The sequence below is a fragment of the Streptomyces katrae genome (assembly GCF_000717655.1).
Classification (GTDB): Bacteria; Actinomycetota; Actinomycetes; order Streptomycetales; family Streptomycetaceae; genus Streptomyces; species Streptomyces katrae_B.
Genome location: NZ_JNZY01000015.1, coordinates 150,104 through 165,485, shown reverse-complemented (window position 1 = coordinate 165,485; position 15,382 = coordinate 150,104). Strand labels below are relative to the sequence as shown.

Below are 15,382 nucleotides of genomic sequence, written 5' to 3'. Positions count from 1 at the left end.
CCCGCCATGGCCTTCGTCCACGCGAACTCGCTCCGCTTCCACGTCCAGCGGCTCCCGGCCGCCGGCCCGGACGGGACCCCCACCGACCGCACCGACCGCCCCGATCAGCCCGTCGTCGTGTTCCTGCACGGACTGGTCGTCGACAACCTCTCCTCCTTCTACTGCCCCCTCGCCCTCCCCGCGGCCCGTGCGGGCCACGAGGTGGTCCTCCACGACCTGCGCGGCCACGGCCGCACCGAACGCCCCGCCACCGGCTACGACAGCCGCACCGCCGTACGGGACCTCCTCGCGCTGCTCGGCGCACTGGGACTCGGGCACCGCCGCGTGCACCTGGTCGGCAACAGCCACGGCGGCACGCTCGCCCTGCACGCCGCGCTCGTCCGGCCGGACCTGGTGGCCGGGCTGACCCTGCTCGAGCCCCCGCTCAGCGGGGCCTGGGTGGAGAACATGGTGGACACGCTGTCCGCAGCCGCCCTGAGCCTGGAGGGCAGTGCGGTACCCACCGAACTGCTCGGCCTCAGGCTGCGCAAGGCCGCCCATCTGACGGCGATCGCCGACGAGCTCCTCAACCGGACGAGCCTGATCGACGACATCGCGGCCAGCCGCACCTTCACTCCCGCCGACTACGCCCGGCTGCGCTGCCCCCTCCTGATCGTGTGCGGAGAGCACTCCGAACTCGTCGCGGGAGCCGAAGAGCTGGCCCGGCACGCGACGCAGGCGAGCACCACATTGCGGATCCTGCCGGGGCTCGGGCACGACGTGCTGAAGGAGAGCAGCGGGGCCCTGCGGGAGACCGTGCTGGCCCACCTCGGGGCGACGGCCGCGGTGACGGCCGCGCGGGCGGGAGCGCTGGTGCCATGAGGGTGCTCTTCACGGTGCCGCCGCTGGCCGGACACGTCAATCCGACCGTGGCCGTCGGAGCCGAACTCGCCGCCCGGGGGCACCAGGTCGCCTGGGCCGGGCCGGCCGGGGCGCTGGCCCGGCTGCTGCCCGCGCACGCCCGGATCCTGCCGGCCGGCGAGGAGACGGGCGGCGGCTATGCGGCGCTGCACGACCGCTGGCGGGATCTGCGCGGGGTGGGGGCGCTGCGCTTCCTGTGGGAGGAGGCGCTGATTCCGCTGGCCCGGGCGATGGTGCCGGGGGTGACGGACGCGGTGCGCGGCTTCGCGCCGGACCTGATGGTCGCCGATCAACAGGCCCTCGCCGGGCCGGTGGTCGCGCGCCGGCTCGGGATCCCCTGGGCCACCTCCGCGAGCACCTCCGCCGAGCTGACGCGGCCGTTCGCGGACTTCCCGAAGGTCGGGGAGTGGGTCGACGAGCAGATCTCCGGGTTCCTCACCGAGTGCGGGGCGGACGCGACGGCGGGCGCGAACGGAGCCGGGGGGCCGGACGGGGCGGGCTGGGACCCGCGGTTCTCCGAACGCCTCGTCCTGGTGTTCTCGACACCCGAACTCATCGGCACGGAGGACGGCTTCCCGCCGCACTACGCGTTCGTCGGCCCTGCCTTCGGGACCCGGCCGCACCCGCCCGGTTTCCCCTGGCAGCGGCTCGACCCGGAGCGCCGCCGGGTCCTGGTGTCGCTGGGCACCCTCAACCAGGAGGCCGGCGGCCGGTTCTACGGGGCGGTGCTGGGCGCTGCCGAGCGGCTGGCGGACGAGGTGCAGCTGGTGCTCGTGGCGCCCGCGGCCCTGATCGGGGCCGTGCCCGGGAACGTGCTGCTGATGGAGCGGGTGCCGCAGCCGGAGCTGCTCCCCCATCTGGACGCGGTGGTCTGCCACGGCGGCCACAACACCGTCTGCGAGGCACTCGCGTACGGGCTTCCGCTGGTGGTCGCGCCGATCCGGGACGACCAGCCGATCGTGGCCCGCCAGGTCGTCGGGGCCGGGGCCGGGGTGCGGGTCCGGTTCGGCAGGACTCGTACCGAAGAACTGCGGGACGCGCTCACGGCCGTGCTGGACGACCCCGGCCCCCGCCGGGCCGCCCGGCGGATCCAGGCCTCCTTCGCCGCGGCGGGCGGAGCCTCCGCCGCGGCCGACCGGTTGGAGAAGCTGCTGTGACATCCCTGATCCGTCCGACGGCCCCGATGCCGACGCCACGGCTCGCCCTTCGCGGAGTCCCGTGGACCTCCGCCGTGCTGCTGGCCGCGCTCGGTGCGGGCACCGTACGCGCCCGGCGGCGGCTGCGGGCCCTCCCGGTGCTGCCCGCGCCCGCGATCGCTCCGGCCGCATCGGCCGGTCTGCCGCGCACCGCCGGGTGGCGGCTGCTGACCGTGCAGGGCGTGGAACCCGATGCGGCGACGTTCCTGACCGCCTGTGCGTACGCCGACCGGGAGGGGCTGCGGGTGCTGGACCTGCTGCCGGCCGATCTCGCCGCCGAGCGTGCCCTGGGGCTGCTGCGCCTGGTCGACCCGGCCGGCTACCGGCAGGACCGGCTCGGCGAGGGGCGGGGCGCCGGGTATGCGGTGCTCGTGGCCGAGGAGGTGCTCGCGCGGGCCGGGGTGGATCCCGGCTCGCCCCGGCGCGATCCTGCGGAACTCCAGGCGCTCGTCCGCCGCTTGAAGGAGTTCGCGGCCGACGCCACCGGTCTGGCCGTCGCCCCGGCGCTGAGCTCCGGGCGCCCCGGCCTCGAGACCACCGGCCAGGGGCGGGTCGCCGAGCTGCGGGCCCAGGGGTTGGCGCCGGGTGCGCTGGCCGCCGCCCAGCTCGCCGGGCTGGCGGTGCTGGCGGGTGCGGTACTGCGCCAGGGCCGCTGGGGCGCGGCGGCGGCCGGGCTGTACTGGCTCCAGCCGTACCTCGCCCTGGGCGGGCGTGGCGCCCCGCTGCGCCCCGCCGACCTGGCCCGGGCGACCGCCGCCCGGCCGGTGCACTCCCTCGCCGCCGGCCTGCGCACGGCCGCCGCGGCCGCCCGTACGCCGCGCGGCGCGGCGGACACCGCGCGGGCGGCGTCGTACCGGGCCGACCTGGCCGACGGGATCGACCGGTTCTTCGAACCGCGCCGCCCGGACTGCCCCTGGTGCGGGTCCCGGCAGCTCACCGTCCGGGTCCGGGTGCCCGACCTGCTGCAGGGCAAGCCCGGCCGGTTCACCCTGGAGCAGTGCGGGGACTGCGGGCACGTCTTCCAGAACCCCCGACTGACGCCGGAGGGACTGGAGTTCTACTACCGAGATTTCTACGACGGCCGCGGCGGGGAGGGCGCGGGCACGGTCTTCGGCCGGCTCGGTGCGTCGTACCGGGCGCGCGCCGAGATGCTCCGCCCGTACGGGGCCCCTGCTTCCTGGCTGGACGTCGGCACCGGGCACGGGCACTTCTGCAACGCCGCGCGGGCCGTGTGGCCCGGTACCCGCTTCGACGGGCTGGACATGGGCGACGGGGTGCTGGGGGCCGAGCGGCGCGGCTGGGTGGCCACCGGATTCCAGGGCCAGTTCCCGGAGTTCGCGGCGAAGCTGGCCGGCCGGTACGAGGTGGTCAGCATGTACCACTACCTGGAGCACACCCGGGACCCGCTCGCCGAACTGGACACGGCGGCCGAGGTGCTGGCCCCCGGCGGGCACCTGGCCATCGAGCTCCCCGATCCGGATTCGCGGATGGCGCGGCTGCTGGGACCGGCCTGGCTGCCCTGGTTCCAGCCGCAGCACCAGCACCTGATCCCGGCCGCGAACCTGCGGGAGGCGCTGGCCGACCGGGGGTTCACCGTCCTGGCCGAGGAGCACGGCGCAGCCCACCAGGGCAACGACTTCTTCGGCGCGGTGGCGCTGACCGCGACGCGGCTGGCCCCGGATCCGGACCGCCCGTGGGGTCCCCCCGCCACGCCGCGCAGCCGGGCCCTGGCCGGTGCCGTACGGGTGGCGGCACTGCCCTGCTTCGCCGGCGCGGCGGTGCTCGACGCACTGCGCACGGCCGCGGCCCGGCGCGCGGACGGCGGGAACGCCTACCGGATGCTGGCCCGCCGGGAGGGACCGTGACCGCGGCCCCCGCCCACACCGACGGACCGGGCGGGCAGGGCGGGACCGGTGCCCCGGCCGGGCAGGACCCCGCCGGACGGGACACCTCCGGACAGGACATCGCCCGGCGGGCCACCGCCGACCCGCTGTTCCGGCTCGTCGCCTACGCTCTGGAGGCCGCGCACGGACGGCCCCCGGCGGCCGTCTGGAGCGCCCCGTACGCCTTCCACCTCGGATCGCCGGGGCTGGTGGCGGCGGCGGGCTGGCCGGTGGCGGCCGCTGCGGCGCCGCGCAGCGACGGCCTGGTGCGGCTCAGCTCCCTGGGGCACCCCGCCGACAGCTGTGACGTTCCTCTGGTGCTGTCCGGGCCGGCGCCCTCGATGCCCGCCTGGGCCGCCCGGCCGTACACGGTGCTGCGGGCCCTGGCCCGAGCCGGGTACGGCCGCGGCGGGACGGATCTGCACGTGCAGGGTTCCCTGACGGCCGCCGCCGGGCTGGCCACCGCGGAGCCGGCCGACTGCGCGGTGGCGCTCGCGGTGGTCGACGCCCACACACCGCCGGGCACGGACCCGGACCGTGCGCAGCTGGCCCGGCTGCTGGCGGGCGCGCTGCCGGACGGCGACGAGGCGCTGCGCCGGGCGGTGTTCTTCGCCCGCCGGGGCGAGGCGCTGTCGGCGGGCCGGGATCCGGCGCGGCCGCACCGGTACGTCGCCTTCGACCCGGCGGCTTCGAACGCGCGGCTGGTGCTGCTGGCCGTACGCACGGATCCGCACCACCCGGACCTGCGGGCGGCGCTGGCGCAGGCCGTGGCCTGCGCCAGCCGGGCGGGGGCGCTGAGCGCCTGGCCCCCGGGGCTGCCCGGGCCGCGGCCGGGGCGGAGCGTCCTGGTGCTGCTGCCCGAGGAGCGTCTGGCGGCCGTGCGGGCCGCGGTCGCGGAGGACTTCCGCGGCCGGGGACGGCCGGTACCCCGCTTCCTGAACATCGCCGTGGCCGGTGCGGCCCGGCGGGAGGAATGAACCACCGATCCCGAGGAGGAACCGCTCATGCCCTCACCCAAGGCCGTCGCGAGACGAAGGACCCGTAGGTCCGCGCTCGTGGCCGCACTCGGCGCGCTCGGCCTGCTGGGCGCCTTCACCGTGGCCAACTCGCAGGCAGCGGACGGCAGTACGGATCCGACCCGGCGGGCGACCGCCGCCGCGGGGCTGCCGGCGTACGACCACGTGGTGGTCGTCGTATACGAGAACAAGCAGTACGGCGAGATCATCGGCAGCGCGAACGCCCCGTACATCAACCAGCTGGCGAACGGCGGCGCGAGCCTGACCGGTATGAAGGCGCTGACGCACCCCAGCCAGCCGAACTACTTCAACCTGTTCTCCGGCGCCACCCAGGGCATCACCGGGGACGGCTGTTACACCCCGCAGTCGATGACCGCCGCGAACCTCGGCCAGGAGCTGATCGCGGCCGGGAAGACCTTCGCGACGTACAACGAGGACCTGCCCGCCGAGGGGTCCACGGCCTGCACGAACGGCCAGTACGCGCAGAAGCACAATCCGTGGTTCGCCTTCAAGAACGTTCCGCTCACCACCGGCAAGACCTGGGCGCAGTTCCCGCAGAACAACTTCGCGGCGCTGCCGAACCTGTCGTTCGTCGTCCCCAACCAGTGCAACGACATGCACTCGTGCTCGGTCAACGCGGGAGACACCTGGACGAAGAACAACCTCGACGCCTACGCCCAGTGGGCGAAGGCCAACAACAGCCTGCTGGTGCTGACGTGGGACGAGGACAACTACCTCGGCTCCAACCAGATCGCGACCGTGTTCTCCGGGGCGAACGTCAAGACCGGCAAGTACGCCACCGCCTACAGCCACCACCATCTGCTGCGCACCTTCGAGGACCTGTTCGGCACGGCGACGCACGCGGGGAACGCGGCGAACGTGCAGCCGATCAGCGAGGTGTTCACCGGCTCCACGGACCCCACGCCCACGCCGACACCCACGCCGACGTCCACTCCGACGCCCACTCCGACCCCGACGCCCACTCCGACGGCCGGCGCCCTGCAGCTCGCCGACCCCGGCCCGCAGAGCTGCAAGTTCAACCAGTCCTGCACCATCCAGCTCACCGCGAGCGGTGGCAGGCCGCCGATCCGGTACTCCGCCACCGGTCTGCCGTGGGGACTGACCGTCGACGCGGGCACCGGCCGCATCAGCGGCAAGCCGTGGGCGAGCGGCACCGTGCAGGTGACGGCCACCGCCACCGACTCGGCCGGGGCGAGCGCGAGCACCACGTTCGCGCTGGCCCTCACCTGGTTCTGACCGGCGCGGACACCGGCCGGGCGAGGTGCAAGCGGGTGTGGAAGCTGCCCGCCGACTCCTTCCCGGCCGGGTCCTCGCCCAGTGCCGTGACGGTGGCGACCGCACGCTGCTGCTCTCCGGGATCCGTGAAGCGCCGCTGGGGGTTCGTGCCCTCGGCGCGCTCCACGGTGAGCCCGTAGGACTCCAGGCAGCCGGCGATCGCCCGGTAGTCGTGGGTGCGCAGGACGAAGGCGGCCACCGGCACCGGCCGGCCGACGGCTGTGAGCAGCCGGGCGAACGTGCGCTCGGTGAGGAAGCTGGTGCCGCCGGTGATGGTGATCAGGCCGACGCCGGCCGCGGAGCGCCGCAGCCGGTCCCCCGGCTCGGCGGTCTCCAGGTTCACGCAGTACCCCTCGTCGAGCAGGCCGGCGGCCACCGCGTAGTCCACCGCGGGGCGCGAGACGTCGATGCCGATGGCCCGCACGGCCTCGGGACGGCGTCGGGCGGCGTAGAAGTCGCGGTCACGGCTGATGAGTTCGGCGGTGGTCAGTCCGGCCGCCTCGGGCGAGGTGTAGCGCGCGTACAGCTGCGGCAGGGTCACGTCGTGGTTCACGAGGGCCGCGTTGATCCCGTACGAGCAGCACACGTCGAGCATCGTCCGCCGTCCGGCGTCCAGTTCGCCGGCCAGGGCGCGGAACACCGGCTGGGCGTGGGCGGGTGTCTGGTATCCGTACGGCCCGAGAGCGGTGAAGTACCCGCGGGGGTCCGGGAGCACGTAGGCGTCGTCGAAGCTGGTCATGTCTGCTGTGGTCATCGGTCGGACGTCTCCCTGGTCCAGGACGTGGCTCGGCGGTTCAGTCGTATCCCGCCGGACGAGGTGCCTGAAAGGCCGCCGATCCGGCCAGCGGCGCGCGTCCGCGCTTCCGTGTCCGGCGGGCCGTCGCAGCGTAGGGTCGGGCCATGGCGGAGGCACGGCGGACTCTCGAAGGCAAGGTCGCCCTGGTGGCCGGGGCGACGCGGGGCGCGGGCCGGGGCACCGCGGTCCAGCTGGGCGCGCAGGGCGCGACGGTGTACGTGACGGGGCGCAGTACGCGCGGCAGTCGTTCGGAGTACGACCGGCCGGAGACCGTCGAGGAGACGGCGGAGCTGGTCACGGCAGCGGGCGGGCAGGGCATCGCCGTGGTCGCGGACCACCTGGTGCCGGCGCAGGTGGAGGCGCTGGTCGGGCGGATCGACGCCGAGCAGGGGCGCCTGGACGTGCTGGTGAACGACATCTGGGGCGGCGAGCGGCTCTTCGAGTGGGACAGCACGGTGTGGGAGCACGACCTGGACAACGGGTTGCGCATCCTGCGGCTCGCGGTGGAGACCCACGCCGTCACCAGCCATTTCGCGCTGCCGCTGATGCTGCGCACGCCGGGCGGGCTGGTGGTGGAGATGACGGACGGCACGGCCGAGTACAACGCGGCCAACTACCGCGTCTCGTTCTTCTACGACCTCGCCAAGTCGGCAGTCCTGCGGATGGCGTTCGCGCTCGGGCACGAACTGGGGACGCGCGGCGCGACGGCGGTGGCACTGACGCCGGGCTGGCTGCGCTCGGAGATGATGCTGGACAACTTCGGGGTGGGCGAGGCGAACTGGCGGGACGCGCTGGCCAAGGTCCCGCACTTCGCCATCTCCGAGACCCCGTCGTACGTCGGGCGGGCGGTCGCGGCGCTGGCCGCGGACCCGGAGGTCTCCCGCTGGAACGGGCAGTCGCTCTCCAGCGGGCAGCTGGCCCGGGTCTACGGGTTCACGGACCTCGACGGCAGCCGGCCGGACGCCTGGCGGTACCTGGTCGAGGTCCAGGACCCGGGCCTCCCGGCGGATGTGACCGGATACCGCTGAGCGTGCCGGCCGGTCGGGCCGCTCCGGCGGCCTTCAGGGCAGCCGGAGTTCGCGGGCGGCACCGAGCGGGGCGAAGAACCGCTCCACGTCGGCGTCGGAGACATCGGCGAGCGCGGCCGGGGACCACCGGGGGTTGCGGTCCTTGTCGACGACCTGGGCCCGGATGCCCTCCACCAGGTCGGACGCGCGCAGCGCGTTGCAGGACACCCGGTACTCCTGGACCAGCACCTGCTCCAGCGGGCCCAGGGCGCGGGCCCGGCGGACCGCGGCGAGGGTGACCTTGAGGGAGGTCGGCGACTTGGCCAGGAGCGTCTCCGCGGCCTCCTTGGCGGCCGGATCGCCCTCGGTCAGCAGCCGTTCGACGATCTCCTCGACGGTGTCCGCCGCGTAGCAGCGGTCGATCCAGTCGCGCCGGTCGGCCAGTTCCCCGGGGGCGGGGTTCCCGGAGAACTGCGGCAGCACCTCGGCTGCGGGCGATCCTGAGAGGGCCCTCGTCAGTTCCGGCAGCCGGCCGGCGGGCACGAAGTGGTCGGCGAGTCCGCACAGCAGCGCGTCGGCGGCGCCCACGGCCGTTCCGGTGAGCGCGAGGTGGGTGCCGAGCAGGCCGGGGGCGCGGCCGAGCAGGTAGGTCCCGCCGACGTCCGGGACGAAGCCGATGCCGGTCTCGGGCATGGCGACGCGGGAGCGCTCGGTGACGACGCGGACGCTGCCGTGGGCCGAGACGCCGACGCCGCCGCCCATCACGATGCCGTCCATGAGGGCGACGTACGGCTTGGGGTAGCGGGCGATCCGGGCGTTGAGCCGGTACTCGTCGCGCCAGAAGTCTGCGGAAGCGCTGGTTTTGGCCTTGGCGTCGTCGTGTATGGCCCGGATGTCCCCTCCGGCACACAGGCCGCGTTCGCCGGCGCCGCGGATCAGGACCTGGTCGACGCCGGGGTCCTGCTCCCAGGCGCGCAGTGCCGCGTCGATCCGCAGCACCATGGGGTGGGTGAGGGCGTTGAGGGCCCTGGGACGGTTGAGGGTGATCAGCCCCGTCCGGCCATCGGTGGCGAGCAGGACCGTGTCGTCGACGGCTTCTTCGGTCTTCACACCGGCCAGTATGTAGCGTGGGTGGGCATGCGGAAGATCATTCTGATGAGTGCGGTCTCCCTCGAAGGCTTCTTCGAGGGGCCCGAGCGGCAGATCGACTGGCACCTCGTCGACGACGAGCTGCATCAGCACTTCAACGACGAGACCCGCGCGATGGGCGGCTTCCTGGAGGGCCGCGTCACGTACGAGCTCATGGCGGGGGTCTGGCCGACCGCCGATGCCGACCCCGCCGTCAGCGGGCCGATGGCCGAGTTCGCCGGCATCTGGCGGGACATGCCGAAGTACGTGTACTCGCGCACGCTGCAGCAGGCCGACCTCGGCTGGAACTCCACGCTCGTGCGGGACGTCGTCCCGGCGGAGGTCGCCGCGCTCAAGGCGGCCCCGGGTGGCGACCTGGTGCTGAGCGGAGCCGATCTCACCGCCTCGTTCCTGCGCCACGACCTGGTGGACGCCTACCGCCTCTACGTGCAGCCGGTGCGCATCGGCCGCGGCAAACCCCTGTTCCCGCCGACCCCCGCCCGGGTACCGCTCCGCCTCGAGGGCACCCGTACGTTCGGCAACGGCGTCGTACAGCTCCGGTACGGGCGCCCGTAGGACGCCCCACGCTCACAGCCCGCGCGGGTGCGCTCCGGGCGTGTGGCCGAAGGCCCGCCGGAAGACGTCGATGAAGGCGCTCGCGGAGGACCAGCCGCAGCGGTGCGCGACCGCGGTGACCGGGGTGCCGACGGCCAGCAGCCGCAGCGCCCGGTGCAGCCGCAGCTGGGTGCGCCACTGCGGGAAGGTCATGCCCAGCTCGGCGCGGAACAGCCGGCTCAGCGTCCGCTCGCCCGCCCCGGCGCCCGCCGCGGCGCTCAGCGCGGCCAGGCCGCGGGAGTCCGCCGGATCGGCGTGCAGCAGGGCGCACACCGCCGCCAGCCGGGGATCGGCGGGCGCGGGCAGGTGCAGCGGCTGCAGCGGCGAGGCCCGCAGCTGGTCGAGCAGCACCCCGAGCATCCGGCGGCGCTGTGGGCTGTCGTCGTCGGGGGCTCGCGTGTAGGCCAGGATCAGCTCCCGCAGCAGCGGTCCGACGGCGATCACGGCGGGGGTGTCGAGGGACAGCGGGTTGAGGTGGGTCGGCAGCCCGACGGAGTGCAGGTCGGTCCGCCCGTACGCACGGTGCTCGTGCACCGTCCCGGCGGGGATCCACAGCGCGCGGGTCGTGGGCGCCACCCACGTACCGGCATCGGTGGTGATGGACAGCACGCCGGAACCGGCATAGGCGATCTGGTGGTCGTCGTGCCGGTGCGGGTCGATCCCGACGCCCGTGTCGAGCTCGCGGACGCTGGTCGCGGCCCGGGGAGTGTGGCGGATTTCCTGCATCACCCGGCAATTTATCGGAAGCGGGCCGCCCGCGACACCGGAGATTCTCGACCGGTGAACCCGAACCCGTCGAAAAGCGCTGCAGAGCAGCTCACCGGACCCGCCGGACGAACCGCCGCCAAGACCGCTCCGGCGCGGCGGCGCCGCATCGCCGCCTACGCGGCCGGGCATTCCTGCGTGGACGTCTACCAGGGCGCCGTCGCGGCCCTGGTCCCCTTCCTGGTCTCGGAGCGCGCGTACGGCTACGCCGCCGCCTCCGGCGTCGTGCTGGCCGCCTCGCTGCTGTCCTCCGTGGTCCAGCCGCTGTTCGGGGCGCTGACCGACCGCCGCCCGATGCCCTGGCTGATCCCGCTGAGCACGGCCGCCGCCGGGCTGGGCATCGCCCTTGTCGGCGCGGACGCCGGCTATCCGGCCACCGTCGCCGCGGTCGCCCTGTCCGGGCTGGGGGTCGCCGCGTACCACCCGGCGGCCGCCCGGCTGGTCCGCACGAGCGCGGGCGGCCCCGGGCACACGGCCATGAGCTGGTTCGCGCTCGGCGGCAACATCGGCTTCGCGTGTGCCCCGCTGCTCGTCGTGGGGGCCCTGTCGGTGCCCGGCGCGGCGGGCTGGTGGCTGCTGGCCGTCCCCGCGGCACTCGGAGTCGCACTGAACCTCCCCCGGCCGGCGCGGGACCGTACGGCCGGACCGGAGGCATCGCAGGGGGCGGGCGGCGCGGGCGCGTCGGCCGGGCCCGAGGACCGCCGGGCCTTCCTGCGGCTCTCCCTCGTGGTGGTCGTCCGGTCCGTCGCGTTCATCGGGCTGAGCACGTTCATCGCCTTGTACGTACGCGAGCGCGGCGGCGGTGAAACCGCGGGGGCGGTGGCCCTGTTCGCCCTCTTCGCCGGCAGCGCGGGCGGCACCCTGCTCGGCGGCCGGCTGGCCTCCCGCTGGGGGCGGGTCACCACCGTCCACCGGGCGTACGCGGCGGCCGCCCCCGCCGTCGCGGGCGTGCTCTTCCTGCCGCTGCCCCTGGTGTACGTCTGCGCGGCGCTGGCGGCCGCCGCCCTGTACGTGCCGTTCTCGCTCCAGGTCACGCTGGGCCAGGACTACCTGCCGGCCCGCATGGGCACGGCGAGCGGGGTCACCCTCGGCCTGACGGTCAGCGTGGGCGGCGTGGCGAGCCCCTTCATCGGCGCCGTCGCGGACGCCACCTCCGTGCGGACGGCCCTGCTCCCCCTGGCCGTTCTCCCGCTGCTGGCCTGGGCCCTGGCCCGGCGGCTGCCGGAACCCGCGCCGGGCACCTGAAGGGCGGTTGCCCGCCCGGGGGTCAGCCCTTCGGGAGGGCTCGGTGGGCCTGCCAGGCCGCCAGGGCCTGCGGCCGGGTGCCCTCCGGGTGGCGGGCGTGCCAGTCGCGCAGGAAGCGGTTGAACTCGAACTGGGAGGCGACCTCCCGGGGTTCGGCCGCCCGGGCGCGGGTGCCGTGCCAGTGGGCGACCGCCTCGGCGAGGGTGTGTCCCGCGTGCCGGGCGACGTAGTCCCGCATGAAGGCGTCGAAATGGAATCCGGGCCCGATCTCCCGGACGAAGTACTCCCGGAGCACCTGGCTGCACCGCTGGCCCTCCGGGATCACGGTGTCGCCGTCGACGGGGGCCGTGAGCTGCCGCCCTGCGCGGCGCCGGGCCCGGACCGGATCCGGCGGCCGGAGCCCGTCGAGCGCAGCGGCCAGCCGGGCCGTCAGCGCCACCTTGCCGCCCCCGGCGGACAGGCCCATCTCCCGTGCGAGCGCGGACAGTTCGGCCAGCGTCCAGTACCAGCGCGTCAGCTCCGCCCCGGTCAGCGCCGGGGTCAGGGAGGGCCGGACCTCCCCGGTATTCGTACTCATGTTCCCATACTAGTGCTCTGACCGGGAGCATTTACCGGGTTGGCGACGGGGCCGGAACCGGTATCTCGACCGGCTCCGCCACCACGCCCCCAATCCCGCGCGACCCGTGTTTCATGAGCCTGACCCGTGACGCCCGGATCCATCCGAGGAGATCCCATGACCGCCACAACCGACCGCACCCGCCCGACCCTCGACGACGGCACCGCCCTGGTCCTGATCGACCTCCAGCAGGGCATCCTGGCGCTGCCCACCACCAGGCCCGCCGCCGAGATCCTCGAGAACGGCATCACGCTCGCCGAGGCGTTCCGCGTTCACAAGCTGCCGGTCGTGCTGGTCAGGGTCGCCTGGTCGCCCGACGGCGGCGACCTGCCCACCACCGACGTCGACCGCCCGGGCCCGGCCGCCGCGCCGCCCGCCGCCTTCTCGGAGATCCCGGCCGAGCTCGCCGCCCTCGGCGACGTCGTCGTGACCAAGCGCCACTGGGGCGCCTTCACCGGCACCGAGCTCGACCTCCAGCTGCGCCGCCGCGGCATCCACCGGATCGTCCTGGCGGGCATCTCCACCAGCGTCGGCGTCGAGTCCACCGCGCGTACGGCCTGGGAGCACAGCTATTGCCTGGTCTTCGCCGAGGACGCCACCGCCGACACGGACCCCGCGTCCCACGCCCATTCGTTCGGCAAGATCTTCCCGCGCATCGGCAAGGTCAGCACGACCGCGGAGATCATCGCCGCACTGAACGGCTGACGACATCCAGCCATTCACACGTGGCCATGATCTGACGTGACATCAAATGGCCTGAATTGGTGCCGTTTCAGCTGTGGTTATGCTCATCACCCAAGTGAACGAGGACTTTCATCGATCACTTATGGGCAGAGTGGGGCGGCCGATTGACACCCCCCACGCGACCGCATGACCGGAGAACCGATGGACCACAACCTTGTCATCCAGACCCCCGCTGGTGGCCAGGAGTTCGACGAGAGCCAAGTTCCGCTCTACTACAGCCGCAAGACCGTGGAAATCCTCCACAAGTACGGCCCCGGACCAAGGGTCCATTTCCACATGGGCCTCTTCGCCCCCGGTGCGACGCCGAACACCACGGTCACCCAACGGGTGCTCAAGCGCCGCATCGTGGAGTCCCAGGAGGCCATCGTCGAGCACGCCGCACGTAGTTGGGGGGCCTACGCCACACCCCCGGGCAGCGTCCTCGACATCGGCTGCGGAGTCGGCGGCGGGTCGCTCTACTGGGCCCAGGAGCACGGTGCGACGGTCACCGGGCTCACCGTCGCGGCCGATCACATACCCGTGATCGAGGACTTCGCCCGCCAGGCGGGTGTGGGCGACCGCGTCACCCCCCTCCTGGCCGACGTGCACGCGTTCGCCGCCGACCGGAAGTACGACGCCGCGTACGCCAACGAGAGCTCCGGCTACATGGACCGCGAGCGGCTCTTCCAGGTCGTGGCCCGGTCGCTGAAGCCCGGCGGCTGGTTCGGCATCCAGGAGCACTTCATCTGCCGGCCCGAGTGGACCGAGTTCATCGACGGCTACTACAAGACGCGCCTCGGCACCCTCACCGAGTACCTCGCCGCCGCCGAGGCGGCCGGTTTCGAGCTGGAGCAGGACGAGGACGTCACCGACCGCGTCGCCGAGTTCTGGGTCCAGTCCATGGCCTGGAACACCGCCGAGCTGGATCGTGCGGAGGGCAGCGGCACCCCGTCCCACTGGTCGTGCGAGCGGCTCCGGGAGTCCGCCATCACGCACGGCAAGCTGTTCCGCATCTGGCGCGACCACGCGCTGGAGACCCGGCTCCTGCTGTTCCGTCTCGGCGGGGGCGGCTGACGATGGCACCCGCGTACGGCGAGAACACCCGTCCCTCCCGCATCGGCTGGCAACTGCCGCCGTTCTACTGGCCGTTCGAGAGGGGCCTGATCCACCCCAAGGCGGCCGAGCTCGAAGAGCGCTCCATCGCCTGGATCGATGACTTCGGACTGTACCCCGACGCCACCGAGCGCGCGTGGGGACTGGCTTCGCGCAGCGCCGACCTCGTCAGCCGGATCGTCCCCCACGGTGACGTCGAGCAGATGCTGCTCTTCGCCCAGTGGTGTTACTGGGCCTTCGCCGCCGACGACTGGCAGGACTCCGGCACCGGCGGGGGGCGCACGGCATCCGTCGTCGACCAGGGCACCCGCGTCATCCGCGCGCTCGAAGCGCCCGGCTCCGGCCTGCTGCCGGCGGGACCGCACACCGCCGCGCTGGAGGACCTGGTGGCCCGCACCCGGGTGATGCTGACCCCCTTCCAGCTGCGCCGCTTCACCGAGGGCGTACAGGAGTGGGTGCTCGGCGCCGCCTCGCAGGCCGCCCACGCCGAGCGGGGCACCATGCCGAGCCTGAACGACTTCGCGGCGACCCGGAGCTGGATCGGCGGGACCCGGTTCCTGCTGACGTGGTGCGAAGCGGCCGCCGGCATCGAGGTACCGGCCGAGGTGCTGTACTCGGCGCCCGTCCAGGCCCTGACCGAGGCCGCCGGATTCATTGTCGCGTGCGACAACGACCTGTTCTCGTACAACAAGGACGACCACCACCGGCCGCTGGAACAGAACCTGCTCAACGTGCTGGCCCGGGAGGACGGCTGTACGCCGGCTGAGGCGCTGCCCGCCGCGTACGCGCTGCGGGACCGGTCGGTGACGCTGTTCGTCCGGCTGAGCGAGAAGCTGGCGCAGGGCGCCGACGAGCAGCTCGGGCGCTATCTCACCGCGCTGGAGCACTGGATCGCGGGGGACACCGAATACCACGACCGTGCGCCGCGCTACGCCAGTCCGCGCAACCGCAACGTGCTGCCCGTCGAGGGCGCTTCGTACGGCATCACCTGGAGCGACACGCCCAGCGATCCGAGCGTCGCGCCGCTGCCTGTCCCGGCTCTCGCCTGGTGGTGGCAGCAGCTCGACGACTCGTCGCGCTGAG

Annotated in this window: 15 protein-coding genes; 11 read left to right on the top strand and 4 right to left on the bottom strand. The window is 74.0% G+C overall.

What is annotated here, in order from left to right:
* The first annotated feature begins 6 nt into the window (after positions 1-6).
* Genes IF09_RS0120310 through IF09_RS0120290 form a run of 5 tightly spaced genes read left to right on the top strand, consistent with a single transcriptional unit; the run spans position 7 to position 6,252 of the window.
* Positions 7-861 (top strand): alpha/beta fold hydrolase, encoded by an 855-nt coding sequence (locus IF09_RS0120310; RefSeq protein WP_051832674.1) that lies wholly within the window; start codon positions 7-9, stop codon positions 859-861.
* On the top strand, positions 858-2,057 hold the full coding sequence (locus IF09_RS0120305; RefSeq protein ID WP_030297674.1) for a glycosyltransferase: 1,200 nt from the start codon (positions 858-860) through the stop codon (positions 2,055-2,057). The genes IF09_RS0120310 and IF09_RS0120305 overlap by 4 nt, the downstream gene beginning before the upstream one ends.
* A complete protein-coding gene (locus IF09_RS0120300; protein WP_234321082.1) occupies positions 2,054-3,961 on the top strand; it encodes a class I SAM-dependent methyltransferase in 1,908 nt (635 codons plus the stop codon). Before IF09_RS0120305 ends, IF09_RS0120300 begins: the two co-directional genes overlap by 4 nt.
* A complete protein-coding gene (locus IF09_RS0120295) occupies positions 3,958-4,956 on the top strand; it encodes a galactokinase (RefSeq protein WP_234321080.1) in 999 nt (332 codons plus the stop codon). The genes IF09_RS0120300 and IF09_RS0120295 overlap by 4 nt, the downstream gene beginning before the upstream one ends.
* 27 nt (positions 4,957-4,983) lie before the next feature.
* Positions 4,984-6,252, top strand: a complete 1,269-nt coding sequence (locus IF09_RS0120290) for an alkaline phosphatase family protein (RefSeq protein ID WP_030297668.1) — start codon at positions 4,984-4,986, stop codon at positions 6,250-6,252.
* On the opposite strand, the gene IF09_RS0120285 is transcribed toward IF09_RS0120290, so the two are convergent.
* Positions 6,239-7,045 carry a hypothetical protein gene (locus IF09_RS0120285; RefSeq protein ID WP_037635468.1) on the bottom strand — a complete coding sequence of 269 codons (807 nt, stop codon included), beginning with the start codon at positions 7,043-7,045 and terminating at the stop codon, positions 6,239-6,241. The genes IF09_RS0120290 and IF09_RS0120285 overlap by 14 nt on opposite strands.
* A gap of 146 nt (positions 7,046-7,191) precedes the next feature.
* On the opposite strand from IF09_RS0120285, the gene IF09_RS0120275 reads away from it, so the two are divergent.
* Positions 7,192-8,115 carry an SDR family oxidoreductase gene (locus IF09_RS0120275; protein ID WP_030297662.1) on the top strand — a complete coding sequence of 308 codons (924 nt, stop codon included), beginning with the start codon at positions 7,192-7,194 and terminating at the stop codon, positions 8,113-8,115.
* Positions 8,116-8,148: 33 nt separating this feature from the next.
* On the opposite strand, the gene IF09_RS0120270 is transcribed toward IF09_RS0120275, so the two are convergent.
* Complete coding sequence (locus IF09_RS0120270; RefSeq protein ID WP_030297660.1) at positions 8,149-9,204, bottom strand: enoyl-CoA hydratase/isomerase family protein; 1,056 nt, start codon at positions 9,202-9,204, stop codon at positions 8,149-8,151.
* Between the two features lie 27 nt (positions 9,205-9,231).
* Here IF09_RS0120270 and IF09_RS0120265 point away from each other — a divergent pair, with 27 nt between their 5' ends.
* A complete protein-coding gene (locus IF09_RS0120265; protein ID WP_030297658.1) occupies positions 9,232-9,798 on the top strand; it encodes a dihydrofolate reductase family protein in 567 nt (188 codons plus the stop codon).
* A 12-nt stretch (positions 9,799-9,810) separates the two neighbouring features.
* On the opposite strand, the gene IF09_RS0120260 is transcribed toward IF09_RS0120265, so the two are convergent.
* Positions 9,811-10,563 carry an AraC family transcriptional regulator gene (locus IF09_RS0120260; protein WP_030297656.1) on the bottom strand — a complete coding sequence of 251 codons (753 nt, stop codon included), beginning with the start codon at positions 10,561-10,563 and terminating at the stop codon, positions 9,811-9,813.
* A 147-nt stretch (positions 10,564-10,710) separates the two neighbouring features.
* Between IF09_RS0120260 and IF09_RS0120255 the strand changes: the two genes are divergently transcribed.
* Complete coding sequence (locus IF09_RS0120255) at positions 10,711-11,847, top strand: MFS transporter (protein WP_030297654.1); 1,137 nt, start codon at positions 10,711-10,713, stop codon at positions 11,845-11,847.
* A 22-nt stretch (positions 11,848-11,869) separates the two neighbouring features.
* On the opposite strand, the gene IF09_RS0120250 is transcribed toward IF09_RS0120255, so the two are convergent.
* Positions 11,870-12,424 (bottom strand): DUF6434 domain-containing protein, encoded by a 555-nt coding sequence (locus IF09_RS0120250; RefSeq protein WP_030297647.1) that lies wholly within the window; start codon positions 12,422-12,424, stop codon positions 11,870-11,872.
* Positions 12,425-12,580: 156 nt separating this feature from the next.
* Here IF09_RS0120250 and IF09_RS0120245 point away from each other — a divergent pair, with 156 nt between their 5' ends.
* From IF09_RS0120245 to IF09_RS0120235, 3 genes are all read left to right on the top strand, one after another.
* On the top strand, positions 12,581-13,168 hold the full coding sequence (locus tag IF09_RS0120245; protein WP_030297646.1) for a hydrolase: 588 nt from the start codon (positions 12,581-12,583) through the stop codon (positions 13,166-13,168).
* A gap of 180 nt (positions 13,169-13,348) precedes the next feature.
* Positions 13,349-14,260 (top strand): SAM-dependent methyltransferase, encoded by a 912-nt coding sequence (locus tag IF09_RS0120240; protein ID WP_030297645.1) that lies wholly within the window; start codon positions 13,349-13,351, stop codon positions 14,258-14,260.
* Between the two features lie 2 nt (positions 14,261-14,262).
* Positions 14,263-15,381 (top strand): terpene synthase family protein, encoded by a 1,119-nt coding sequence (locus tag IF09_RS0120235; RefSeq protein WP_030297644.1) that lies wholly within the window; start codon positions 14,263-14,265, stop codon positions 15,379-15,381.
* Position 15,382: the final 1 nt, after the last annotated feature.